Source organism: Marinobacter oulmenensis (assembly GCF_014201735.1).
GTDB classification, from domain to species: domain Bacteria; phylum Pseudomonadota; class Gammaproteobacteria; order Pseudomonadales; family Oleiphilaceae; genus Marinobacter; species Marinobacter oulmenensis.
Window position 1 is genome coordinate 1 of sequence record NZ_JACHFE010000010.1, and the last position, 22,791, is coordinate 22,791.

At 59.3% G+C, this 22,791-nt stretch carries 23 protein-coding genes, 1 rRNA gene and 1 other RNA gene; 22 read left to right on the plus strand and 3 right to left on the minus strand.

What is annotated here, in order from left to right; translation table 11 throughout:
• The 13 genes from rrf to HNR38_RS15720 all read left to right on the plus strand — a co-directional run.
• Positions 1-86 (plus strand): 5S ribosomal RNA (rrf, locus tag HNR38_RS15660); the annotation flags it as partial.
• Positions 87-234: 148 nt separating this feature from the next.
• Entirely contained in the window at positions 235-1,785 is a 1,551-nt protein-coding gene (locus tag HNR38_RS15665) for a 2-isopropylmalate synthase (protein ID WP_183706056.1), read from the plus strand.
• Positions 1,786-1,797: 12 nt separating this feature from the next.
• Complete coding sequence (locus HNR38_RS15670) at positions 1,798-2,592, plus strand: hypothetical protein (RefSeq protein ID WP_183706058.1); 795 nt, start codon at positions 1,798-1,800, stop codon at positions 2,590-2,592.
• Positions 2,589-3,068: a ribosomal protein S18-alanine N-acetyltransferase gene (gene rimI / locus HNR38_RS15675; protein WP_183706060.1), complete on the plus strand. Its 480-nt coding sequence runs from the start codon at positions 2,589-2,591 to the stop codon at positions 3,066-3,068. The genes HNR38_RS15670 and rimI overlap by 4 nt, the downstream gene beginning before the upstream one ends.
• 58 nt (positions 3,069-3,126) lie before the next feature.
• Complete coding sequence (prfC, locus tag HNR38_RS15680) at positions 3,127-4,707, plus strand: peptide chain release factor 3 (protein ID WP_183706062.1); 1,581 nt, start codon at positions 3,127-3,129, stop codon at positions 4,705-4,707.
• 20 nt (positions 4,708-4,727) lie between these two features.
• Entirely contained in the window at positions 4,728-5,525 is a 798-nt protein-coding gene (locus HNR38_RS15685) for a TatD family hydrolase (protein WP_183706064.1), read from the plus strand.
• Between the two features lie 205 nt (positions 5,526-5,730).
• Complete coding sequence (rplM, locus tag HNR38_RS15690) at positions 5,731-6,159, plus strand: 50S ribosomal protein L13 (RefSeq protein WP_183706066.1); 429 nt, start codon at positions 5,731-5,733, stop codon at positions 6,157-6,159.
• Between the two features lie 12 nt (positions 6,160-6,171).
• Positions 6,172-6,564, plus strand: a complete 393-nt coding sequence (rpsI, locus tag HNR38_RS15695; protein WP_183706068.1) for a 30S ribosomal protein S9 — start codon at positions 6,172-6,174, stop codon at positions 6,562-6,564.
• A 241-nt stretch (positions 6,565-6,805) separates the two neighbouring features.
• On the plus strand, positions 6,806-7,399 hold the full coding sequence (petA, locus tag HNR38_RS15700) for a ubiquinol-cytochrome c reductase iron-sulfur subunit (protein WP_183706070.1): 594 nt from the start codon (positions 6,806-6,808) through the stop codon (positions 7,397-7,399).
• Positions 7,399-8,631 (plus strand): cytochrome b, encoded by a 1,233-nt coding sequence (locus HNR38_RS15705; RefSeq protein WP_183706072.1) that lies wholly within the window; start codon positions 7,399-7,401, stop codon positions 8,629-8,631. The genes petA and HNR38_RS15705 overlap by 1 nt, the downstream gene beginning before the upstream one ends.
• Positions 8,631-9,386 (plus strand): cytochrome c1, encoded by a 756-nt coding sequence (locus HNR38_RS15710; protein ID WP_183706074.1) that lies wholly within the window; start codon positions 8,631-8,633, stop codon positions 9,384-9,386. The genes HNR38_RS15705 and HNR38_RS15710 overlap by 1 nt, the downstream gene beginning before the upstream one ends.
• A gap of 107 nt (positions 9,387-9,493) precedes the next feature.
• The gene (locus HNR38_RS15715) at positions 9,494-10,123 is read left to right on the plus strand and encodes a glutathione S-transferase N-terminal domain-containing protein (RefSeq protein ID WP_183706076.1); all 630 of its coding nucleotides are present in this window, start codon (positions 9,494-9,496) and stop codon (positions 10,121-10,123) included.
• Between the two features lie 59 nt (positions 10,124-10,182).
• Positions 10,183-10,590, plus strand: coding sequence for a ClpXP protease specificity-enhancing factor (locus HNR38_RS15720; RefSeq protein ID WP_183706078.1), 408 nt, complete (start codon positions 10,183-10,185; stop codon positions 10,588-10,590).
• Between the two features lie 55 nt (positions 10,591-10,645).
• Here HNR38_RS15720 and HNR38_RS15725 read toward each other — a convergent pair whose 3' ends face one another.
• Genes HNR38_RS15725 through HNR38_RS15735 form a run of 3 tightly spaced genes read right to left on the minus strand, consistent with a single transcriptional unit; the run spans position 10,646 to position 13,488 of the window.
• Positions 10,646-11,236, minus strand: a complete 591-nt coding sequence (locus HNR38_RS15725; RefSeq protein WP_183706081.1) for a D-sedoheptulose-7-phosphate isomerase — start codon at positions 11,234-11,236, stop codon at positions 10,646-10,648.
• A 9-nt stretch (positions 11,237-11,245) separates the two neighbouring features.
• Complete coding sequence (locus HNR38_RS15730; RefSeq protein WP_183706083.1) at positions 11,246-11,611, minus strand: YraN family protein; 366 nt, start codon at positions 11,609-11,611, stop codon at positions 11,246-11,248.
• 17 nt (positions 11,612-11,628) lie between these two features.
• Positions 11,629-13,488 carry a penicillin-binding protein activator gene (locus tag HNR38_RS15735; protein ID WP_183706085.1) on the minus strand — a complete coding sequence of 620 codons (1,860 nt, stop codon included), beginning with the start codon at positions 13,486-13,488 and terminating at the stop codon, positions 11,629-11,631.
• Positions 13,489-13,633: 145 nt separating this feature from the next.
• Between HNR38_RS15735 and rsmI the strand changes: the two genes are divergently transcribed.
• The 9 genes from rsmI to mraY all read left to right on the plus strand — a co-directional run bounded on the left by rsmI (position 13,634) and on the right by mraY (position 22,780).
• Positions 13,634-14,512: a 16S rRNA (cytidine(1402)-2'-O)-methyltransferase gene (gene rsmI, locus HNR38_RS15740; protein WP_183706087.1), complete on the plus strand. Its 879-nt coding sequence runs from the start codon at positions 13,634-13,636 to the stop codon at positions 14,510-14,512.
• Between the two features lie 57 nt (positions 14,513-14,569).
• An RNA gene (rnpB, locus tag HNR38_RS15745) (RNase P RNA component class A) lies at positions 14,570-14,921 on the plus strand.
• Positions 14,922-15,219: 298 nt separating this feature from the next.
• On the plus strand, positions 15,220-15,672 hold the full coding sequence (gene mraZ / locus HNR38_RS15750) for a division/cell wall cluster transcriptional repressor MraZ (RefSeq protein WP_183706089.1): 453 nt from the start codon (positions 15,220-15,222) through the stop codon (positions 15,670-15,672).
• The gene (rsmH, locus tag HNR38_RS15755; protein ID WP_183706091.1) at positions 15,669-16,628 is read left to right on the plus strand and encodes a 16S rRNA (cytosine(1402)-N(4))-methyltransferase RsmH; all 960 of its coding nucleotides are present in this window, start codon (positions 15,669-15,671) and stop codon (positions 16,626-16,628) included. Before mraZ ends, rsmH begins: the two co-directional genes overlap by 4 nt.
• Positions 16,629-16,651: 23 nt before the next feature.
• Positions 16,652-17,059: a cell division protein FtsL gene (ftsL, locus tag HNR38_RS15760; protein ID WP_183706093.1), complete on the plus strand. Its 408-nt coding sequence runs from the start codon at positions 16,652-16,654 to the stop codon at positions 17,057-17,059.
• 25 nt (positions 17,060-17,084) lie between these two features.
• Positions 17,085-18,827 carry a peptidoglycan D,D-transpeptidase FtsI family protein gene (locus tag HNR38_RS15765; protein ID WP_183706095.1) on the plus strand — a complete coding sequence of 581 codons (1,743 nt, stop codon included), beginning with the start codon at positions 17,085-17,087 and terminating at the stop codon, positions 18,825-18,827.
• Between the two features lie 4 nt (positions 18,828-18,831).
• Positions 18,832-20,316, plus strand: a complete 1,485-nt coding sequence (locus HNR38_RS15770) for a UDP-N-acetylmuramoyl-L-alanyl-D-glutamate--2,6-diaminopimelate ligase (RefSeq protein ID WP_183706098.1) — start codon at positions 18,832-18,834, stop codon at positions 20,314-20,316.
• Positions 20,313-21,710, plus strand: a complete 1,398-nt coding sequence (locus HNR38_RS15775; protein WP_183706100.1) for a UDP-N-acetylmuramoyl-tripeptide--D-alanyl-D-alanine ligase — start codon at positions 20,313-20,315, stop codon at positions 21,708-21,710. Before HNR38_RS15770 ends, HNR38_RS15775 begins: the two co-directional genes overlap by 4 nt.
• Entirely contained in the window at positions 21,695-22,780 is a 1,086-nt protein-coding gene (mraY, locus tag HNR38_RS15780; RefSeq protein WP_183706102.1) for a phospho-N-acetylmuramoyl-pentapeptide-transferase, read from the plus strand. Before HNR38_RS15775 ends, mraY begins: the two co-directional genes overlap by 16 nt.
• The last annotated feature ends 11 nt before the right edge of the window (positions 22,781-22,791 follow it).

A 22,791-nucleotide genomic window follows, 5' to 3' on the forward strand; every position in this document is an offset into this window, starting at 1 on the left:
TGATCCCATCCCGAACTCAGAAGTGAAACAGATCTGCGCCGATGGTAGTGTGGCATGGCCCATGCGAGAGTAGGTCATCGTCAGGCTCCTAATACCTAAAAGCCCCGACAGCGAAAGCTGCCGGGGCTTTTTTTATGACCGCAGAAATGCGCTCCGTCTCCAGGCCGCCGTGTGGTAAAGAGAAGTGATATACTGCCCCGAAAACCATTCCAACCTGCAGATGGGAGCCCTCCGATGGCCGCACAAGAACACCTGGTCATTTTCGATACCACGCTCCGTGATGGCGAGCAAAGTCCCGGCGCAACCATGAACAAGGCGGAAAAACTCCGTATTGCGAAGGCGCTGGAAAGGTTGCGCGTGGACGTTATTGAGGCCGGGTTCGCGGTCGCCAGTCAGGGCGATTTTGAAGCGGTCAAAGGTATTGCCGAGTCTGTCCGGGAGTCCACCATCTGCAGCCTGTCCCGGGCTCTGGACAAGGATATCGATCGGGCCGCCGAAGCCATTCAGCCTGCCGAAAGGGGCCGGATTCACACCTTTATTGCCACCTCCCCGATCCACATGAAGCACAAACTCCAGATGGCGCCGGACCAAGTGGTGGAGCAGGCGGTTCGGGCGGTCAAACGGGCTCGCAACCATGTCGATGACGTCGAGTTTTCCTGTGAGGATGCCGGGCGTTCGGACCTGGACTTCCTGTGCCGTATCATCGAGGCCACGATTGATGCCGGTGCCCGTACCATCAATATCCCGGATACTGTTGGTTATGCGATTCCCGAGCAGTTCGGGGAAACCATCCGGCAACTGATGACCCGGATACCCAATGCCGATAAAGCCATTTTTTCCGTTCACTGTCATAACGACCTGGGCCTGGCGGTGGCTAATTCCCTGGCTGCTGTGACCGGAGGTGCCCGTCAGGTGGAGTGCACGATTAACGGCCTGGGTGAGCGGGCCGGGAATGCGTCGCTCGAGGAAATTGTCATGGCGGTGCGCACCCGTCAGGATCTGTTCAATATCGACACCCGCATTGATACCCAGCACATCGTGCCGGCTTCCCGCCTGGTGTCGACCATTACCGGTTTCCCGGTACAGCCGAACAAGGCCATTGTCGGCGCCAACGCCTTTGCCCATGAATCGGGTATTCATCAGGATGGTGTACTCAAACACCGTGAGACCTATGAAATCATGCGGGCCCAGGACGTTGGCTGGCACACCAACAGCCTGGTGCTGGGCAAGCATTCCGGTCGGAATGCGTTCCGATCCCGCTTGCTGGAACTGGGGATTAAATTCGAGACGGAGTCCGAGCTCAACGAAGCCTTTACCCGTTTCAAGGCCCTCGCCGATCTGAAACATGAGATTTTCGACGAGGACCTGCAGGCCATTGCCAGTGATACACGGCAGAAGGAAGAAGACGGGCCCTATGAACTGGTCTGTATGAGAGTCTGTTCGGAAACCGGGGTGGTGCCCAAGGCCTCCCTGACCATCCTGATGGACGGCAAGGAGCATACCGTGGAAGCGGAGGGCAGTGGCCCGGTGGATGCAACCTTCTCTGCGATTGAATCGCTGGCAGATTCCGGCTGTAATCTGCAGCTCTATTCGGTTAACGCCATTACCAGCGGTACCGATGCCCAGGGTGAGGTGACCGTTCGGCTTGAGCGGGGCGGTCGCATTGTTAACGGTGTCGGCTCCGACACCGATGTCATCATCGCGTCGGCCAAGGCCTATATTGAAGCCCTGAACCTGATAACCCGGGGAGGCATTCGCCAGCATCCCCAGGTTGCAGACGTCTGATTGGGAGCGGTTGTGATTCGGACGGAAGCAGAACGACAGTTCTATCTCGGCGTGGCAGGTGTGCGTATGTGGTACGCCCGGGACCCGTTGCCGGGTGCCGCGCCCAGCCCCGAATTCGATTTTTCGGTCTCGGACACGGTAGCTGAGCCTGTGGCTGAGGCCCCGGTTGTGCAACCGGCTGCCCGGCAGCGCAAATCCGGGGAAAAGGCTGACGGCCGGGACCGCGACCGGATCAATCGCCTTCAGGCGCTGATGGATGAGAGTCGCGGCCCGTCTGAATCCCCGGTTCAGACGTCAGCAGCGGAGCCGGACCCGGTGGCGGAGGTCGCGCCCCCGGTCAATGAGTCCCTGGAACCGGAGCCGGTGTCGACGCAGGCTTCGCATTCGGAGACTGTGCCCGGCAAGCTGATACTGCAGGCCTGGGCCGGCGACAAGATCTTACTGCTTGGGTGTCTCTCCGAGGACAGCAGCGTCTCCCTTCAGGTGGCGCTTGCGCGGAACATCATGAAAGCGCTGGGAGAAGGGCAGCCGGAGGAGCTGGCCCCTCTGCACTGGCCTCTTTTTAACAACTCCCGCATTGAGCTGAACCGGTCATCCCATCTGATTGATCTGGCTTCTGAATATTTGGGTGACTGTACAGAGCGTTCCGTTGTCGTGCTGGGCGATCCCGGTGACTGGCTGTCCGGTGCGATCGCCAAACTGCCAGACGTGGCGTTTCCGGCCAATCTGGCGAAGCTGGCAGCGGATCCCGGGCTGAAGCGGGAGCTCTGGTCACGGATTCGGCCACTGGTTGATCATCGCCGATGAGCACTGCGGATGTCCGGAGTGTCGTCCTTGGAGGTTGTGATATCCGTCCTCTGGAGCGAGGCGATCTGCCTGCGGTTCTGGAGATTGAGCGTCGGGGTTATTCCCATCCCTGGTCGGAGGCGGTATTTCGGGACTGTTTCCGTAACGACTACCGCCTGTGGGCGCTGGATCACGGAGGGGAGCTGAAAGGCTACGCCGTGATCAGCTATGTGGTGGATGAGGCCCACCTGATGAATATCTGCGTGCATCCCGATTTGCGTGGTTATGGCGCCGGTCGGTACCTCCTGCGTCGGACCATGGCAGAAGCTCTACATGATGGCATTGTTCAGATGATCCTTGAGGTTCGCGAAAGCAACGACACTGCCGCACGCCTTTATGAGCGCGAGGGCTTTGAGGACATTGGACGGCGCCCTGGTTATTACCCCTCCGGCTCCCTGCGTGAGGATGCCCGTGTTATGGCGCTGAGGTTCACCTGAGTACCTCTCAGGCCTTATAATACTGTGTTTTCCACCCAATCACTGGTTACCATTGTTTATGTCTGACCTACCCCAGGAAGTGGCCAAACGCCGCACCTTCGCGATCATCTCGCACCCCGACGCCGGTAAGACCACGATTACCGAAAAGGTTCTGCTGTACGGGCAGGCTATTCAGAAAGCGGGTACGGTGAAGGGCAAGAAGTCCGGGCAGCACGCCAAATCGGACTGGATGGAGATGGAAAAGGAGCGGGGCATCTCGGTCACCACTTCCGTCATGCAGTTTCCCTATGGTGACAAGCTGGTCAACCTGCTGGATACGCCGGGGCACGAGGACTTCTCCGAGGATACCTATCGGACGTTGACCGCTGTGGACTCCTGTCTGATGGTGATTGACAGCGCCAAGGGTGTCGAGGACCGGACCATCAAGCTGATGGAGGTTACCCGCCTGCGCGATACACCCATCCTGACCTTTATGAACAAACTCGACCGGGACACCCGGGACCCGGTTGAACTCATGGATGAGGTGGAGGAAGTACTGAAGATCGCCTGCGCGCCCATCACCTGGCCTATAGGCATGGGCAAGGGCTTTAAGGGGGTGTATCACCTGCTCCGGGATGAAGTCATTCTCTATCAGTCCGGACAGGGCCATACCATCCAGGAGCGCCGGGTGATCTCGGGGCTCGACAACCCGGAGCTGGATGAGGTGATCGGCGCCTATGCCGGCGACCTCCGGGATGAGATCGAACTGGTCAAGGGCGCTTCCCACGAGTTTGACCAGGAAGCCTTTCTCGCTGGTGAGCTGACGCCTGTCTTCTTTGGTACGGCACTTGGTAACTTTGGTGTCGATCACATGCTCGACGGTTTGGTTGAATGGGCGCCCGAGCCACAGGGCCGCGAGACGGACAAGCGCAAAGTCGATCCTGTGGAAGACGGTTTTTCCGGGTTTGTGTTCAAGATCCAGGCAAACATGGACCCGCAGCACCGGGACCGGGTGGCCTTCCTCCGAATTGTCTCGGGACGTTACCGCCAGGGAATGAAGGCGCGCCATGTCCGGATTGGCAAGGACGTCCGGTTTTCCGATGCGCTGACCTTCATGGCGGGCGACCGCGAGCATGCCGACGAAGCGATCGCCGGCGACATCATCGGTCTTCACAACCACGGCACCATTCAGCTCGGTGATACCTTTACCGCCGGCGAAGACATGAAGTTCACCGGTATCCCGAACTTTGCCCCGGAACTGTTCCGGCGCATCCAGCTCAAGGATCCCCTCAAGGCCAAGCAATTGCAGAAGGGCTTGATCCAGCTGTCCGAGGAAGGGGCCGTACAGGTTTTCCGTCCGCTGAAGAACAACGATCTGATCGTGGGCGCGGTTGGCGTGCTGCAATTTGACGTTGTCGTCAGCCGCCTGAAAAGTGAGTACAAGGTTGAAGCGGTGTATGAGCCAATCAACGTGGCCACGGCACGCTGGGTGACCTGTGATGACGAGCGCAAACTGGATGAGTTCCAGCGCAAGAGCCAGGAAAATCTGGCCCTGGATGGGGCTGACCGGCTGGCTTACATTGCTCCCACCATGGTCAACCTGAATCTCGCCCAGGAACGGTATCCGGATATTCAGTTCCACAAGACCCGGGAGCACTGATCCCGGCCGGGAGCGATGCAATGACGCCTCTGGTGGATGCCCACTGCCATTTTGATTTTCCGCGCTTCGCCGATCACAGAGGCGCCGAGTGGCAGGAGGCCCGCAGACGTGGTTTGGGGGCGATGGTGATTCCCGGCGTTCGTCAGCATGACTGGGACCGGGTAAGCGGGGTTGCGAACCCGAAGAATGGCATCTGGTTCTGTCTGGGTATCCACCCCTGGTTTGTTCAGGAGCATTCGCCCAGCGATCTGGACCAGCTGCGGGACCGGCTTGCCCAACGCCCCCAGGGTTGCCTGGCGCTAGGGGAGTGTGGTCTGGACGCGATTCGGGGCGACCTGGAAGTGCAGAAAGAGTGGTTCCGGGCCCAGGTTCGTCTGGCGGCAGAACAGGACTGGCCGCTGGTTATCCACTCGGTCCGGACCCATGATCAGGTGCATTCGATCCTCCGGCAACTCAACTGGTCCGGGCCTGCGCTCGTTCATGGTTTTTCCGGCAGCTACCAGCAGGCAGTCAAACTGGTGGATATCGGCTGTTATATTGGTGTGGGCGGTGTTATCACCCATGACCGGGCGCGAAAAACGCGGGACGCGATCGCCCGGCTGCCCGCAGATGCGCTGGTTCTTGAGACTGATGCGCCTGACATGGCTCCCTCAGGGGTTGCAAAGGGCGAGAATTCGCCGGTCTACCTGCCCAGGATCTTTGACGCCCTGTGCCAGTTGCGGGACACTCCGGCAGAGACGCTTTCAGAAATCCTTCTTGCTAATACCTGCCGCCTGTACCGGCAGGGCCCGGAACGACTGGTGCCGGCCCTGACATAGGGGATAGGCGAAACACCGGATTATGGGGTTGGTTTTCCCGGGAGCTTCGAGTATACTTCGCGCCCTGGCTTTTCAAGGCGATGCCACTATCTCAGCCCCGAATGGTGTCAACGCCGCAACATTACAGGTATGACCTCCTCCGGATGCCTTGCATGTACCGGTGGTGGTTTTTAACGTTTCTTATATAGCGTTCAAGGCGGAATCAATGAAGACTCTGAGTGCGAAACCAGAAACAGTAAAACGTGACTGGTACGTTGTAGACGCAGCCGGCAAGACGCTGGGTCGTCTGTCAACCGAAATCGCCCGTCGTCTGCGGGGCAAGCATAAGCCTGAGTATACCCCTCACGTGGACACTGGTGACTACATCGTTGTAATCAATGCCAGCCAGGTGCAGGTAACCGGCAATAAGGCATCTGCAAAGATGTACTACAGCCACACCGGCTTTCCGGGTGGAATCAAGTCCATCAATTTCGAGAAGCTGGTAGACAAGGCTCCCGAGCAAATCGTTCAGAAGTCTGTCAAAGGCATGCTTCCGAAAGGCCCGCTCGGCCGTGCCATGTTCAAGAAGCTGAAAGTCTACGCAGGCGCTGAGCACCCTCACGCAGCCCAGCAGCCCAAAGAACTCGACATCTAACGGAAGGCGGATATGTCTGTAGCACAAAATTACGGTACTGGTCGCCGCAAATCATCCTCGGCTCGGGTTTTTATCAAGCCGGGAAGCGGTAACATCTCCATCAACGGTCGCACCATCGAAGATTTCTTTGGTCGTGAGACTCTGCAAATGATCGTTCGTCAGCCGCTGGTGGTTGCCGATTCCATGGATCGTTTCGATATCAAGATCACTGTTTCCGGTGGCGGTACCAGTGGCCAGGCTGGCGCTATCCGTCACGGCCTGACTCGCGCCCTGATGGATTATGATGAGACTCTGCGTCCGGCTCTGCGCAAGGCCGGTTACGTGACCCGCGACGCCCGTCGCGTTGAGCGTAAGAAAATCGGTCTGCGTAAAGCGCGTAAGCGTCCGCAGTACTCCAAACGTTGATCGGAACCCCGGTCATCGTTCCCAAAACCCGGCCTCAGTAGCCGGGTTTTTTTATATCCGTATGCTCCTGAAAAATTTTGATCTGGCGCAGTCTTGAGCCGGTGTCCGGACCTTTCCTGCTTGTAAGGACAGTGCAATTTCATTACCATTTCAGCGCTTACATTTTTGGGTTGTGAAGTCCTTTTCGAAGCGCAGTGCCGGCAAGCCGACTCTGTGCCTCGCCTGATGGGAGAAAACCATAATGAGTAATGGCGACGTGAGCCAAGGCCGGCGCCGATTCCTGATCGGTGCCACGTCCGTGGTAGGTGGTGTCGGCGTCGTCGGTGCAGCGGTTCCTTTCGTGGGTTCGTGGAACCCCAGCGCGAAAGCCGAAGCAGCTGGTGCACCGGTTACAGTCAATGTCGACAAGATCGAACCGGGTCAGCAAGTCACTATCGAGTGGCGGGGTAAGCCGGTCTGGATAATCCGGCGTACCGACACAATGTTGGAAAACATTGAGAAACTGAACGATGTGGTCAAGGATCCCCAGTCCGAAGAGCCGCAGCAGCCGTCCTACATCGACGGCCCTCTTCGCGCCATCCGGCCGGAGTTCGGTATCTATGTCGGTCTGTGTACCCATCTGGGTTGTGTGCCTTCCTATCGTCCTGAGGTGGCTCCTGCCGATCTCGGGGAAAACTGGTTGGGTGGTCTGTTCTGTCCGTGTCACGGGTCCCGTTACGACCTGGCAGGGCGGGTTTACCAGGGCCAGCCAGCGCCACTGAACCTTGAGGTGCCACCGTATCGTTTTGATGACGATTCGACCCTCACTGTTGGTCTGGATCCGGAGGCAGCGTAATGCAGAAACTGTTGAATTGGGTGGATGAACGTCTGCCAATCGTCGATGCCTGGAATAAACACCTGGCAAAGTATTACGCGCCCAAGAACTTTAACGTGTGGTACTTCTTTGGCTCCCTGGCCATGCTCGTTCTGGTTAACCAACTGGTAACCGGCATCTGGCTGACCATGAGCTACAACCCGACCGCTGAGGGTGCATTCAACTCGGTCGAATACATCATGCGTGATGTCGAGTGGGGTTGGCTGCTCCGCTACCTGCACTCTACGGGTGCTTCTGCCTTCTTCATCGTTGTCTATCTCCACATGTTCCGGGGCCTGATGTACGGCTCCTACCAGAAGCCGCGTGAGCTGATCTGGATCTTCGGCATGCTGATCTACCTGGTGCTGATGGCCGAAGCTTTCATGGGTTACCTGCTGCCCTGGGGGCAGATGTCTTACTGGGGTGCCCAGGTTATCGTCAACCTCTTTGGTGCCATTCCTGTCATTGGCGATGACCTGTCCCTGTGGATTCGTGGCGACTACCTGATTTCCGGTATCACCCTGAACCGCTTCTTCGCCCTGCACGTGGTGGCTTTGCCGATCGTTCTGCTGGGTCTGGTGGTGCTGCACATCCTGGCACTGCATGAAGTCGGTTCCAACAACCCGGACGGCATTGATATCAAGAAGAACAAGGACGAGAACGGTATCCCCAAAGACGGCATCCCGTTCCACCCGTACTACAGCGTGCACGACCTGGTCGGTGTTGCGGTGTTCTTCTTTATCTTCTTCATTGTGGTGTTCTACTTCCCGGAAATGGGCGGCCTGTTCCTTGAGAAACCGAACTTTGAACCCGCCAACCCGCTGAAGACCCCGGCCCACATTGCGCCTGTATGGTACTTCACCCCGTTCTACGCCATGCTGCGTGCGGTCACCGTGGACTTCCTTGGTCTGCCGGCCAAGTTCTGGGGCGTTGTTGTTATGGGTGGTGCCATTGCCATTCTGTTCGTCCTGCCCTGGCTGGACCGGAGCCCGGTTCGCTCCATCCGCTACAAAGGCTGGCTGAGCAAAATCTCCCTGACGGTATTCGCCATCAGCTTCGTTATCCTGGGGTATCTCGGTCTGGTTCCGGCCACTGAAGGTCGTACCATGGTGGCTCAGATCCTGACTGTGGTGTACTTCCTGTACTTCATTCTCATGCCGTTCTACACACGCATGGAGAAAACCAAGCCAGTACCAGAGAGGGTGACAGGATAATGAGAAAGCTGATTTTTGGTCTCGTTTTCGCGATCCTGCCGGCCATGGGGCTGGCAGCCGGCGGCGGAGCCGCACTCGACTCCATGGAGCCGGATCATACCAACAAGGAATCCCTGCAGCGTGGTGCGGCACTGTTCACCAACTACTGCATGGGCTGTCACTCGGCGGAATACGCCCGCTACAAGCGGGTGGCCGAAGACCTTGAGATCCCCATTGAGCTGTACGAGGAAAATCTCATCTTTACCGGTGCCAAGATCGGTGAGCTGATGAAGAATTCCATGAACAAGGATATGGCTGCAGACTGGTTTGGTGCGCCGCCACCCGACCTGACTCTGGAGGCCCGTCTGCGTGGTACCGACTGGGTATACTCCTATCTGCGCGGTTTCTACAAGGACGAGAGCCGGCCACTGGGCGTCAACAACGTTGTCTTTGACAAGGTGGGGATGCCGCACGTACTGGTTGGTCTTCAGGGCCTGTGTGCAGAAAAACCGCATATTGGCACAGAGCCGTCCATCGATCCGCTCAGCGGCAACGTAATGCACTCGGATGTCTGTGCAAACTACGCCATCGAAGGCTCCATGAGCGGCCCGGAATTTGATCAGGCCATGTGGGATCTGACCAACTTCCTGTCGTACATGGCCGACCCGATCAAGGTGGAGCGTGAGCGCCTTGGTTTGTTCGTGCTGATCTTTGTGGCTATCTTCTTCGTCTTTGCCTACCTGCTCAATCGCGAGTACTGGAAAGACGTACACTGAAGATTTGGGGTATAATCCCCTGCCGCTGATATCCAGCGGGCCCTATGGGTCCGCTGGTTTTTGCGTTTTCTGGAATGTTTCGGTTTTTAGAATCGTGAGGTAACTTTATGGGCGTTGTGACCAAACGGTCATCAATGACATTTTTCTCTGATCCCACCAGTCACTACAGCCACCGGGTGCGCATTGTGCTGGCAGAGAAGGGTGTTACCGTTGATATCGTGGATGTGGATCCGGATAACCCGCCGGCGGAGTTGGCGGATCTGAACCCGTACAACGCCCTGCCGACGCTGGTGGATCGTGATCTGGTTCTGTATGAGCCAAACATCATGATGGAATACCTGGATGAGCGTTTTCCCCATCCGCCGCTGTTGCCGGTTTATCCGGTAGCCCGGGCCAACAGCCGACTGATGATGCATCGGATCCAGAAAGATTGGTGCGGTCTGGTCGACCAGATTCTGGCTCAGCCCAATGCCAAGGCGTCGGAAGCGGCCCGGAAGGAATTCAAGGAAAGCCTGCTGGCCACCGCTCCGCTGTTTGGTGAGCTGCCGTTTTTCCTGTCTGAGGAATTCACCATCGTTGATTGCTGTATTGCCCCGATCCTGTGGCGTCTGCCGTCCCTGGGGATTGAGCTGGATGAAAAGCAGGCGAAGCCGATACAGAAGTACATGGAAAGCATCTTCGCCCGGGAAGGCTTCAAGGCGAGCCTCTCCGATCTGGAAGAGGACATTCGCAACTGACCGGTGCTTTCCCGGCAGGCGAAGTGGGAGTTTAGCCAGTGCCTGATATGACGATAACCATGACCTCCAGTCGGCCCTATCTGGTCCGCTCCCTGAATGAGTGGATTCTGGACAACGACTGCACTCCTTACATCGTGGTGGATGCCGGTGTCCAGGGAGTCCAGGTGCCGACGGAACACGTAGCCAATGGCCAGATTGTCCTGAACATCAGCCCCGGTGCGGTTCGTGGTCTGGTCATCGGCAATGGTGCGCTGGAATTCAGTGCCCGTTTCGGCGGTGTTCCCATGCAGGTGTTTATTCCGCTTCAGGCCGTCATTGCTATTTACGCCAAGGAGAATGGTGAGGGCATGGTATTCGGCAGTGAGCCGGGTTCGCCGGATCCGGAGGGACCGGGAGAAGGGCCGGATGATACCGATGGGCCAGAAGAAAGACCCAGCGGTCGACCCACACTCAAAGTGGTCAAGTAACAAAAAAGCCGGGAATTCCCGGCTTTTTTTGTATCTGAACGGCTGGTGGTATTGATCAGCCGCCGAAGAGCTTGTGGTCGATGAGGTCACAGATGGCGTTCAGGATCAGTAGTAGTATCGGTGTGGCCTCGTTGGGTGGCAGATCATTAAGCGCGAGCTCATGGTCATCCGGGTGCATCAGTGAGGTTATGTCGGATTTGGCCCGGGCACTGAGCACCACAATCATCATTTCCCGGTCATGGGCAGCTTGTATGGCCTGGATCAGGTTTGCCTTGTGGCCATCGTCCACCACAACAAGAAGCAGGTCGCCCGGCTTGCCAATAGCCCGTACCTGGCGGGAGAAGGTGTCGTTGAACCGGTTGTCCCGGCAGATGGCGGAGTAGGTGGTGGCATCCGCACCCAGGTTGATGGCCGGCAGGGCGGGACGCTCCTGGTCAAAGCGGGACAGTAGGGCGGTGCAGAAGTACTGAGCCAGCACATTGGCGTTGCCATTGGCGCAGGTGATGATTTTTCCATCCTGGAGCAGGGTGGCGACACAGGCATCGGCGGCCTTTTCGATGGCCGGGCTAACCGTGCTGGCGGCCTCGGCTGTATGCTCCATATGGCTGGCAAACCATTGACTGATTTTCTGTCCGGTGTCGGTCATGTCGTTGAATCAACTCGCTTGTATCGCGTTCTTTATCCAGTGTACCTGGTAGCGGCTGCGACGGCCTGGGCTGATGCCGACCACGTCAATACGGCTCAGGACGTTCCAGAGGCCGTTGCGGTGCAGATAATAGGCGGCGGCCCGCAGCAGACTCTTTTGTTTTTTCCATGAAATCGAACTGACTGGATCTACGAGTGCCTCCTGCTTGCGGTAGCGCACTTCAAAGAAGACCAGTACGTCGCCATCCATGCCGATCAGGTCAATCTCGCCGCCCCGGCTGAACACGTTGTGTTCCAGTATCCGAACGCCTTTTCGGGCCAGGTAGCGCGCAGCCACACCCTCGTAATGGTTTCCAATCTCTTTTCTGCCTTCCATGGCACTCCTGATGTCTCTTACTGAGTTTGGGTTTCGGTTTCCCGCTGTTCCTCCGCCGGCAATTCTGAACTGAGCAACTCGGGAACGCCGCCTTTTATCCTGGCCCAGAGTTGCTGGCGATGGATGGCGCCCTCGGGGGTCATGGTGAGGACGCCGGTCATGCCGTCAATGGAGGCATCGTCGATGCGTTGCAGCAGTACCAGGCGCTTGCTGAGCTGCCAGGCGTCAGCCCCCATGGCAAACAGTCGGCCAAGCTGGCCGTTTACTTTTCCGGGAAGGTGCTGGCTGGCTGCCGAGCGAAGCGGGAGCTCGGGTTCAAGTACCCATGGGATGTCAGTGAAAGTGATCCGGTTCAGGTCCCGGTCGCGGGTCGGGTTGGGGCTGCCCTCATAGATGATGGAGGGTGAATAAACCGGTAGGTCGCCGCCATAGTAAAACGCAAACAGAGGTTTGAACTGGCGGGCAATGGTTGGGGACGCCACCAGTACGATGCTCTGGGCATCCTGACGACGGCGCGGTTCGAATTCCACATTCATGCCGATGGTCCGTTCGACCCCAATGGCACGATCCCGGGACCGGGTAATGCCCAGCAGATCGGCCGTCACGGTGCGGAGGTTGTCCTCCCCCGAAAAGCGTTGAACATCCAGTAGCCGCAGTTGACGTTCGTTTGCTCGCGTTTGAAGGGCCTTCAATACCCGGTCGCCCCAGCCGCCCTCCGGGATCAGTACCAGAAGGTTCCGCAATTGCTTCTGTGCCAGCCGGTCAGCAATTTGCCTGGCTTCGTCTTCTGCCGAAAGGCCGTACTGATAGAGCCCGCTGGGCGGCTCCTTGTCCTCCGGGAGATAGTTCAGGCCAAGGACGGGAACGGGCAGGGTGTTCATCGCTGACAGTCCGGCCAGTGCTTCCTTTTCCAGAGGGCCAACAATCAGGTCAGTGCGGGTGTTGACCAGTTCCCGATAATGTTCCGCAAATGAAGCGTCGGAGGTGTCCAGAACGCGGATGTCGGTTTCCTCGCGGTCGACGGTTTCATCGCTGTAATAGGCTGCCAGGAAACCGTCCCGTATGGCCTTGCCGGCCGCGGACAGAGGGCCCTGGAATGGCAGTGCAAGGACAATGTGTTCTGGTCGGGACGTGGCGAGGTCAGCCAGTAGTGCCAGCTCGGTGGGCGGCACCTGGGCTGCCGGATGGCTGGGCCACTGATTCTGCCAGCGCCGGACGATACGCCCGCGGTCATCCAGACTGGTATCGGGAGCCTGCAGGTCTGATGCGAGTTTTAGCCAGCCTTCGGTTTCAAAGCCGATGGCCTGGTCGGCGGTCTGCTCGATGTCTGAGCGGCCGGCGCTTTTCAGGTATTGCCAGATCTGGTCATGCAGTGCCTGCGGCGCGATACCGCCATCGGTCTGGCCGAGCAGGATCAGGGTCGAGGCGGCGGCAACCGGTTCGCCAGCAAGTGCTTGGGTGTTTGCCTGCAGCCTGGCCGCTTTTGCCAGCAGGTTGTCCGGGTAGCGAAGAAAGTCATCCGCCGCCGCGTCGGCGGTCAGGGTCCGGGCCCAGTCCGCATCCTCCAGTTCGATGGCACTGGCCATCGCGAGCAGGCGCCGCTGATTTTCCAGGGGCTGGGGCAAGTTATCCAGTTGACTGCTGCGGAGCAGGGTTCGGGCTCCCTGGTGGTTGCCCCGGTCCTGGAACTCGCTGGCCATCCGTAGCAGAAAACGCTGGGCATTTGCCGGTTCGCTCTCGTCCTGTGCCAGTGCAAGGGCCTGCTCAGGCGTCTGGGCAACGTGTTGGTTCAGGTCGATGCCCGCGCAACCGCCCAGAAGCAGGACAATCAGGGTCACAATGGCCGGTTTGGGCAGGATGCTGCTTGATTTTGTCATGGCAGGCTCTTTGTCTCCGGATGATTGGGCTTGTGGTGCCAGGCATTAGCTGGCAAGTTTACCAGCTCCCGGCCCGATTCACATGACGCGGATGTCACAGCCAGTGTCTCGTGTCCCGTTTACCATCTGATTCCCGAGGCAGATCATGTCGGAGCAGCAATTATCCGGTTCTTCCGGTGGCGTTCTTTATATTGTCGCCACGCCCATTGGCAATCTGGGTGACCTTTCCGAAAGGGCCGGCCAGGTCCTGACCCGTGCAGATCGGGTGGCAGCCGAGGATACCCGGCACACCGGCAAGCTGCTCCAGCATCTGGGCATCAGCAAGCCGATGATCGCCCTGCATGATCACAACGAGCGGGACCGGTTTGTCCGGGTCATTGACGCGCTGCTCGCTGGCGAGGACGTTGCGCTGGTTTCAGATGCGGGTACACCCCTGATCTCCGATCCGGGCTATGTGCTCGTGCGGGAGGCGCGTGCTGCCGGTCTGCGTGTCTGTCCGGTGCCTGGCGCCTGTGCCCTGGTGGCGGGGCTGTCGGCCGCTGGTCTGCCGACCGATCGGTTCCTGTTTGCCGGGTTTCTGCCAGCCAAGCGGTCGGGACGCAAGGCTGCGCTGGAGGAATTTCGCGACCTGACGGCAACGCTGGTGCTGTACGAGTCCCCACATCGCATCCTGGATCTGTTGGCTGATCTGGTCGATGTTTTTGGACGGGAGCGTGAGTGCGTGCTTGGCCGCGAACTCACCAAGACCTTCGAAACATTTTATAGTGGGTCAGTCGCATCGGTGCTGGAAGACCTGAAGGCAGACCCCAATGGTGCCCGTGGCGAGTTTGTGGTGATGGTGCATGGTGCTGACCCGGTTGATCGGGAAGGTGCTGCAACACTGGACTCTGATCGCCTGCTGTCGCTTCTGATTCGCGAATTGCCAGTGAAAAAGGCCGCGCGGATTGTGGCTGAGGTCAGTGGTCTGGGCAAAAACGAGCTGTACCAGCGGGCGCTGGCAATCAAGGACGCGGGCGGGAATTAAAGAATGGCCGGTCACGCCGGGCTTGCATGGTGGCACCGGCCAGAGTATTGTCCCGATCGAGCTCGCCAGACAGTCGCCGCCGGTTTCGGCCGGGGGAGGAAAGTCCGGGCTCCACAGGGCAAGGTGCCAGGTAACGCCTGGGCGGCGCGAGCCGACGGAAAGTGCAACAGAAAGCATACCGCCTAAGCGCCTTCGGGCGCCGGTAAGGGTGAAACGGTGCGGTAAGAGCGCACCGCGTGGCTGGCAACAGTCCACGGCGATGGTAAACCCCACCTGGAGCAAGGCCAAATAGGAGTCCGATGGCGTGGCCCGCGCTGGACTCGGGTAGGTCGCTTGAGGTCTGTGGTGACGCAGACCCTAGATGAATGACTGTCCAAGACAGAACCCGGCTTACCGGCGAGCTCGATTTTTCCTTCCAATGACCGTCTATTCTCTTCGGGCGGTTTTTATATCCAAAAATTCTTGCATTCTAGACTCTGTCTTTAGAGTCTTTTGCAGGTAATTGTTTTTTCTCCCATTCTTTGTGAGGTTTTGCGCCTCCACTCGATCTCCCTTCTCTAAGTTGTTGTCCTGGAAAGAAGTTTTTCTCGTGTGACGCTGTCAGCGTCGCTTGCATTGTGATTTGCGTGTTTCTATAGTGTGCACAAGTGGGAAAAAGTGGTTTCTAGTGGTTAATAGTGGAATTTTCAGCCTTGGACACGGCATAAATGAGCAACTTTCTTGGCAGTCATGCCATCAATATGGACGCAAAGGGTCGCCTCGCGATCCCCGCAAAGGTGCGAGAGGAACTCGCACAGCTTTGTGGTGGCCGTATTGTTCTGACAGCCAATGCTGATGAAGAGCGCTGTCTGCTGTTGTACCCCGAGCCGGAGTGGGAAGAGCTTCGGCCGAAAATTGAAGCTCTGCCCAACATGAATAAAGCCGCCAGACGGTTGCAGCGTCTGTTGCTGGGGAATGCGGCACAGATGGAGCTGGATTCGGCTGGCCGTATTCTGGTGCCGCCGACATTGCGTGCCCACGCCCAGTTGGAGAAAAAGCTGATGCTGATCGGTCTGGGCAAAAAGCTTGAGCTCTGGAGTGAAGAGCGCTGGCTGGCATGGCTGGATGAGTCCTCGGATGACGAGGACATGCCGCCGGAAATGGAGGCCCTGTCGCTATGAGCGCGGCCGACAACGACCGGGAGCCGAAGCCTTTTGGTCATCGCTCGGTACTCCTGGATCTGGCTGTGGATTACCTCGTTACTGATCCGGCAGGGCGGTATGTGGATGCCACCTTCGGTCGGGGCGGTCACAGCCGGCTCATTCTGGAGCGTCTGGGCGCAGATGGACGGCTTATGGCCATTGATAAGGATCCTGAAGCCATTCGTGAAGCCCGTTCGATGGCATCGTCCGATGAGCGGTTCGTCTGGTTTCACGGGTCGTTTGCGGAACTCGGTGATGCTCTGGACGAGAAACAGTGGCCTGGGGTCGAGGGTGTGTTGATGGATCTGGGCGTCTCCTCCCCGCAGCTTGATGACGCTGCCAGGGGCTTTTCGTTTATGCGTGATGGTCCCCTGGACATGCGCATGAACCCGGAGCAGGAGCCCAGTGCCGCACGCTGGCTGGCGGAAGCCGACGAACAGGACATTGCGGGTGTGATCTGGCGATACGGTGAGGAGCGGTTCTCCCGGCGAATCGCCCGGCGGATTGTTGAGCGCCGGCAGGAGGAGCCGCTGGAAACCACCCGGCAGTTATCGGAACTGGTGGCCGAGGCTGTTCCGAAAAAAGAGAAACACAAGCATCCGGCGACCCGGACATTTCAGGCTATCCGGATATTCATCAACCGGGAGCTTGAGGATCTGGAGGTCGGTTTGAAAGCCGCGGTGGATCGTCTGGCGCCCGGTGGCCGGCTTGTGGTAATCAGTTTCCATTCCCTTGAAGACAGGCTGGTCAAGCGCTTCATGAGGGATCTGGCCCGTGGGCCGAAAATTCCCAAGGGCATCCCGGTGACGGCCGATCAGGAAGCTTCCGGGTACCGGCTTGTCAGCAAGGCGCTGAAAGCCGATGAACACGAAATTCAGGAAAATGTCAGGGCCCGCAGTGCAGTCATGCGGGTGCTGGAACGAACAGTCAACTAACGGATCGCGGGGAGTGCGACGCCATGGGCGCGGTAGCCATTGAACAACCGGTCAGGACCGGCCGGATAAACAAGCAGCGCGTAAGAGACGGTGTTGCCACGGCTGTGCGCCTGTCCAGGCAGGTGTTTGCGGCCCTGCGCGAGCCAAAGGTGCTGGTCACTCTGGCTCTGGTCCTGGTGCTGGCCGCATCCGCCATCGGTGTTGTCGCCAGCGCCCACCAGAACCGGGATCTGTTCAACAGCCTGACAGCGCTGCAGGAGCAGAGGGACGCCTATCAGCGTGAATGGAGTCAGTTGTTGCTGGAACAGAGCGCACTGAGTGCGCACGGGCGGGTGGAAAAGCTGGCAGCCGAACGCTTCGGCATGGTTGTGCCGGGACGCGAGGATATCGTGCTGGTGCCCCTGATGTCGCCGACGGCGGCAGGACAATAACGACAACCGACGCTCAGGGTGATCGATGACCGATCAGGGAAAGGGAACCAACAGCTGGAAGCAGCGTTTGGCGTCAGGCCTAAAGGCCTGGCGTTTTGCGTCTGTGCTGGGCGTGTTCCTGCTGGTTATGGCGGGCATCGGCTGGCGTCTGGTGGACCTTCAGGTTGTTGAAAATGACTTTCTGCGCAAGCAGGGGGATGTCCGTACCATCCGGATGGAGAGCATCGATGCTCATCGTGGAGTAATCACGGACCGTTACGGCGAGCCTCTGGCCGTGAGCACGCCGGTACAGACGATCTGGGCGAATCCCTCGCAAACCGACCCGGACGACCCCGGGCTGACCTCGCTCGCCGGCATGCTGGAGATGGATGAGGCCAGCCTCAGGCAGCGCCTGCGGGATTATTCCGGTCGGGAGTTTATCTACCTGCGCCGGAAGGTTCAGCCAGCGGTGGCGCGGGACGCGCTGGCGCTCGATATTGCCGGGATCTATGGCCGGCAGGAATACCGTCGCTATTACCCGGCTGGCGAAGTGACCGCTCACGTCGTCGGTTTCACCAACATTGATGAACATGGCCAGGAAGGCATTGAGCTGGCCTACAACCAGTGGCTGTCCGGTGAGCCTGGCCGCAAGCGTGTCATCAAGGACAACCGGGGCCGGGTGGTCAAGGACCTGAATCTGGTGCGTGATGCCCGTCCGGGCCGCGATCTGGAGCTGAGCATTGACCTTCGCCTGCAGTATCTGGCTTACCGTGAACTGAAGGCCGTGGTGGCGGCACACGAGGCTCGCGGCGGCACGCTGGTGATGCTCGACGTGGACAGCGGCGAGGTTCTGGCCATGGTGAATCAGGGCTCCTACAACCCGAATGACCGGTCGCAGCTGGTGGCGGAGAATCTGCGGAACAAGGCCATCACGGATCTGTTTGAGCCAGGCTCCACCATGAAACCCTTTACCGTGGCCGCAGCACTGGAGTCCGGCAAGTACAAGCCGGATACCATCGTCGATACTACGCCCGGTTATCGGCGGTTCGGTCGCTACACCATCCGGGATCACCGGAATTATGGCCCGATTGACCTGGGCGAAATCATTGTCAAATCCAGCAACGTGGGCGCCTCCAAGATTGCCAACGACCTTGGCGGCGAGGCTCTGCGCTCGTTCTATTCGCGGCTGGGACTGGGGCAGGCCACCGGTATCGGTTTCCCGGGTGAGGTTGTTGGCGTCCTGCCGGCGCGCATGAAATGGCGCCCGGTGGAAGAGGCCACGCTGTCCTATGGCTACGGCCTGAGCGTTAATGCCCTGCAACTGGCCCAAGCCTATATGGTGATTGCCAATGGCGGCATCCGCTATCCGGTCAGTCTGATTCGGGAAGAGGAACAGCCCCAGGGCCGGCGGGTCCTGTCCGAGCATGTGGCGGCCCAGGTCCGGGAAATGCTCAGGGGCGTGGTGGCCCGGGGTACCGGTGGCCGGGCCCAGCCGGGGCTGTACAGCGCCGGTGGCAAGACCGGCACTGTACACCTGGTGGGTGCCAGTGGCTACGAGGATAACGAGTACAAGGCCATATTTGCGGGCATGGCACCGATTGATCACCCGCAGATTGTAACGGTTGTGGCCGTTGATGCGCCGCAGTCCGGGCAATACTACGGCGGCGAAGTGGCCGCTCCGGTGTTTGCCCGGGTTATGGGTGACGCACTGCGACTGCTTAATGTGAAGCCCGAACTGGATGTCGACGGGGCGAAAGTGTCCCAGGCGTCATCCGGAGAGAGAGGTTAACGCCATGTGCATCACATCCATCAACGCGTTGCTCCAGGGGATTGTCGACGTCCCATCGGTATTCGATGTTGCGGTTCACGGTCTGCAGACGGACAGCCGGAACGTTGGGCCTGGCGATGCTTTCGTCGCGCTCTCGGGTGCAAACTCGCCGGCCGACCGGTACGTGGATCAGGCCATCGATGCCGGGGCAACGGCCATTATTCTCGAAGTGGACAGCGCCGGGCCCTGCTACGAACACCACAGTGCCCTGGTGGTTCCGGTTGAAGGCCTGAAAGGGCAGCTCGGGCGCATTGCCGCCCGTTTCTTTGAGCATCCCTCCCGGCACCTGAGAATGATCGGCGTCACCGGAACCAACGGCAAAACCTCGGTGACCCATTACATTTCCCAGCTTCTGAGAGACACGGGGACGCCTTGTGGCGTTCTGGGGACTCTGGGTTACGGCATGCCCGGTCATATGCAGCCGGCCAGCCACACCACGCCGGATGTGGTCCAGATCAATCGCGTGCTGCATCAAATACACGCTGATGGCGGGCGTGCGGCCGTAATGGAGGTTTCGTCGCATGCGCTGGATCAGGGGCGCATTGACCGGGTTCACATGACCGGTGCCGTTTTCACCAACCTGACTCGGGATCACCTGGACTACCACGGCAGCATGGCGGCCTATGGCGAGGCCAAGGCCCAGCTGTTTCTTCGTGAGGACCTTCACTTCGCCGTGATCAACGCGGATGACCCATTTGGGCGCCAGCTCCACGAGCAACTGGAAGGTCAGTGTGACCGGGTCCGCTACAGCCTGCACGAGGCCCAGGTTGAGCTCTGGTTGCGGGAATTCGAGCCGGTTGAAACCGGATTCCGGGCACAGGTGGATGGCCAGTGGGGACCGTTTGAATTGCAGGTGCCGCTGCTGGGCAGTTTCAACGCCTCGAACGTGCTTGCGGCGATGGCCACCGTTCTTACCCTGGGCGTTCCCCTGGAGCGGGCAACGGATGCCGCCACGCGCCTGGTGCCGCCACCGGGCAGGCTGGAACGCTTTACCGATAGTCAGGGGTGTCAGGTCGTGGTGGATTACGCCCATACGGCAGACGCGCTGGCCAATGCGCTGGCGGCGCTGCGCCCTCACGTGACTGGCAGGCTGATCTGTGTGTTTGGGTGTGGCGGCGATCGCGATACCGGCAAGCGTGCCGAAATGGCCCGTGAAGCCGAGCAGGGCGCCGATGTGGTGATCGTGACCGATGACAATCCACGCACGGAAGATCCGGAGCGCATCGTACGGGATATCGCCGCAGGCTTCTCAGGCCCGGGCGCCTACCAGGTGATTCATGACCGGGCCACCGCCATTGCCTGGGCGATTGACAGTGTTGAGCCGGGAGACCTTGTGCTGATTGCCGGTAAAGGGCATGAAGCCTACCAGGATGTTGGCGGCCAACGCCTGCCGTTCAGTGATGCCGAACAGGTGCGTAGCCGCTTGCACCTGAACGGAGGTGTGGCATGATGCGCGCCCTTTCGCTGACCGAGGTCCGGGAATGGCTGGCGGCGACGCTGGCAGGCCCGGCCCTGTCGGCGGACGAATGCCTGTTCGAAGGGATCAGCACCGATACCCGCTCGGTGGCACCGGGGCAGCTGTTTGTGGCGCTTCGGGGTGAGCGTTTTGATGGCCACCGTTTCCTGGCCCAGGCCAGGGCATCGGGGGCTGTGGCGGCCGTTGTGGATACCGCTGATGCGTCGGTGGATCTGCCACAGCTGGTGGTGGGCGATACCGTCGAAGCCCTGGCCGCACTGGCGTCAGCCAACCGGGATCAGAGCCAGGCGGAACTGGTCGCGGTGACTGGCAGCAGTGGCAAGACAACGGTGCGTCAGATGGCGGCTGCAATCCTGGCGCGTATGGGGCCAACCCTGGCGACGGAAGGCAATCTGAATAACCACATCGGAGTACCGCTGACGATGTTCCGGCTGTCACCGGAACATCGCTATGGCGCCGTTGAGCTGGGTGCCAGCGGGTTGGGCGAGATTGCGCACACTGTGGCTGTGGTGAAGCCGAAAGTGGCGATTCTGACCAATGCTGGCCAGGCCCATCTCGAAGGCTTTGGCAGCTATCAGAACGTTGTCCTGGCCAAGGGCGAGATTATTGAGGGTGTCGGCGTCGATGGCGTGGTTGTTCTCAACCGTGACGACCCCGCTTTCGATCAGTGGCGCCAGCGGGCCGGTGACCGGACCGTGCGCAGTGTCTCCTGCCAGGCTCATCCCGATGCGGATTACCGCGCGGAGCTGGTCGCCAGTACGGATCAGGGGCTGGAGATAAAGGCTGAAGGCCCGCAGGGGTGGCGCTGTCATTTCCGCGTGCCGTTGCCCGGCGCTCACAATGCCATGAACGCCATGCTGGCCGTCGCTGCCTGTCGGGCACTGGGTGCCGAAGATGATCAGATCCTCCAGGGCCTGGCTGGTCTGCAGCCGGTGGGCGGGCGGTTACAGGTGTTCAGGCTGACCGATGAGCTGACCGTGATCGATGACAGTTATAACGCCAACCCGGCATCCATGCGCGCGGCGCTGGATGTCCTGGCCGCCTATTCCGGTCAGCGGATAGCGGTGCTGGGTGGCATGGGAGAGCTGGGCGAACAGTCGGCTCTCCTGCATCGTGAAGTAGGCGCCTATGCCCGTGATAAAGGGATTGAGCGTCTGCTGACCGTTGGGGCCGGAGCCAGAGGTTACGCCGAAGGTTTCGGTAAACAAACAGAACAGTTGCAGAGTCATGAGCAGGCCGTTGCCGCCCTGGTTGAACAAACGACCGGGCCGATGACGATTCTGGTCAAGGGCTCCCGCAGTTCCGCCATGGATCTGGTGGTGGATGGGATTCGGAAGAAGGTGACAAGCACATGCTGCTCTGGCTGACAGAGGTTCTTTCTCAATATTTTTCCGCACTGACGGTGTTTCAGTACCTGACCCTGCGCGGAATACTGGGCATTCTGACCGCCCTGCTGATTTCGCTGCTGATCGGGCCCCTGATGATCCGCAAGCTCAGCCAGTACCAGATCGGTCAGGCGGTGCGGGATGACGGCCCGCAGACGCATTTGAGCAAGGCGGGTACGCCGACCATGGGCGGTGCGCTGATTCTGGTGGCGATTGCCATTTCCACCCTGCTGTGGGCGGATCTGAGCAACCGGTATGTCTGGGTTTCCCTGCTGGTCACCCTCCTGTTCGGTGCCATTGGCTGGATCGACGACTACCGCAAGGTCGTTGAGCGCAACCCCCGGGGGTTGCCGGGCCGATGGAAATACTTCTGGCAGTCAGTGATCGGGGCGACCGCGGCAGTGGTGCTCTATTTCAGTTCGGCGCTGCCCCAGGAAACCTCGCTGTATCTGCCGTTCCTGAAGAACGTGTCCCTGACCCTTGGCCCCGTGATGTTCATCCTGCTGACGTATTTCGTGATTGTCGGGAGTAGTAACGCGGTGAACCTGACCGACGGTCTGGATGGGCTGGCGATCATGCCTACCGTGATGGTGGCCGGAGCGCTGGCGATCTTTGCCTATCTCTCAGGCCACGTTCAGTTCGCCAATTATCTGCTGATTCCTCACCTGCCGGGCACCGGGGAACTGATTATTTTCTGCGGCTCACTGGTGGGCGCGGGGCTGGGCTTTCTCTGGTTCAACACCTATCCGGCTCAGGTGTTCATGGGGGACGTTGGCGCCCTCGCGCTCGGGGCGGCCCTTGGGGTGGTCTCGGTCATCGTCCGCCAGGAAATTGTGCTGTTCATCATGGGCGGTGTGTTCGTGATGGAGACCATTTCGGTGATTCTTCAGGTGCTGTCCTTCCGGCTCACCGGCCGGCGGATTTTCCGGATGGCGCCGTTGCACCACCATTTTGAGCTTAAAGGCTGGCCCGAGCCGCGCGTCATCGTGCGATTCTGGGTCATTACCGTTGTTCTTGTACTGATTGGCCTGGCCAGTCTGAAGATACGATAGGGCATTACGTC

Excerpts from the sequence above, each read along its gene's own strand:
- HNR38_RS15665 (WP_183706056.1), top strand. The coding sequence starts at position 235 with ATGGCCGCACAAGAACACCTGGTCATTTTCGATACCACGCTCCGTGAT.
- rimI (WP_183706060.1), top strand. The coding sequence starts at position 2,589 with ATGAGCACTGCGGATGTCCGGAGTGTCGTCCTTGGAGGTTGTGATATC.
- prfC (WP_183706062.1), top strand. The coding sequence starts at position 3,127 with ATGTCTGACCTACCCCAGGAAGTGGCCAAACGCCGCACCTTCGCGATC.
- HNR38_RS15685 (WP_183706064.1), top strand. The coding sequence starts at position 4,728 with ATGACGCCTCTGGTGGATGCCCACTGCCATTTTGATTTTCCGCGCTTC.
- rplM (WP_183706066.1), top strand. The coding sequence starts at position 5,731 with ATGAAGACTCTGAGTGCGAAACCAGAAACAGTAAAACGTGACTGGTAC.
- rpsI (WP_183706068.1), top strand. The coding sequence starts at position 6,172 with ATGTCTGTAGCACAAAATTACGGTACTGGTCGCCGCAAATCATCCTCG.
- petA (WP_183706070.1), top strand. The coding sequence starts at position 6,806 with ATGAGTAATGGCGACGTGAGCCAAGGCCGGCGCCGATTCCTGATCGGT.
- HNR38_RS15705 (WP_183706072.1), top strand. The coding sequence starts at position 7,399 with ATGCAGAAACTGTTGAATTGGGTGGATGAACGTCTGCCAATCGTCGAT.
- HNR38_RS15710 (WP_183706074.1), top strand. The coding sequence starts at position 8,631 with ATGAGAAAGCTGATTTTTGGTCTCGTTTTCGCGATCCTGCCGGCCATG.
- HNR38_RS15715 (WP_183706076.1), top strand. The coding sequence starts at position 9,494 with ATGGGCGTTGTGACCAAACGGTCATCAATGACATTTTTCTCTGATCCC.
- HNR38_RS15720 (WP_183706078.1), top strand. The coding sequence starts at position 10,183 with ATGACCTCCAGTCGGCCCTATCTGGTCCGCTCCCTGAATGAGTGGATT.
- HNR38_RS15725 (WP_183706081.1), bottom strand. The coding sequence starts at position 11,236 with ATGACCGACACCGGACAGAAAATCAGTCAATGGTTTGCCAGCCATATG.
- HNR38_RS15730 (WP_183706083.1), bottom strand. The coding sequence starts at position 11,611 with ATGGAAGGCAGAAAAGAGATTGGAAACCATTACGAGGGTGTGGCTGCG.
- HNR38_RS15735 (WP_183706085.1), bottom strand. The coding sequence starts at position 13,488 with ATGACAAAATCAAGCAGCATCCTGCCCAAACCGGCCATTGTGACCCTG.
- rsmI (WP_183706087.1), top strand. The coding sequence starts at position 13,634 with ATGTCGGAGCAGCAATTATCCGGTTCTTCCGGTGGCGTTCTTTATATT.
- mraZ (WP_183706089.1), top strand. The coding sequence starts at position 15,220 with ATGAGCAACTTTCTTGGCAGTCATGCCATCAATATGGACGCAAAGGGT.
- rsmH (WP_183706091.1), top strand. The coding sequence starts at position 15,669 with ATGAGCGCGGCCGACAACGACCGGGAGCCGAAGCCTTTTGGTCATCGC.
- ftsL (WP_183706093.1), top strand. The coding sequence starts at position 16,652 with ATGGGCGCGGTAGCCATTGAACAACCGGTCAGGACCGGCCGGATAAAC.
- HNR38_RS15765 (WP_183706095.1), top strand. The coding sequence starts at position 17,085 with ATGACCGATCAGGGAAAGGGAACCAACAGCTGGAAGCAGCGTTTGGCG.
- HNR38_RS15770 (WP_183706098.1), top strand. The coding sequence starts at position 18,832 with ATGTGCATCACATCCATCAACGCGTTGCTCCAGGGGATTGTCGACGTC.
- HNR38_RS15775 (WP_183706100.1), top strand. The coding sequence starts at position 20,313 with ATGATGCGCGCCCTTTCGCTGACCGAGGTCCGGGAATGGCTGGCGGCG.
- mraY (WP_183706102.1), top strand. The coding sequence starts at position 21,695 with ATGCTGCTCTGGCTGACAGAGGTTCTTTCTCAATATTTTTCCGCACTG.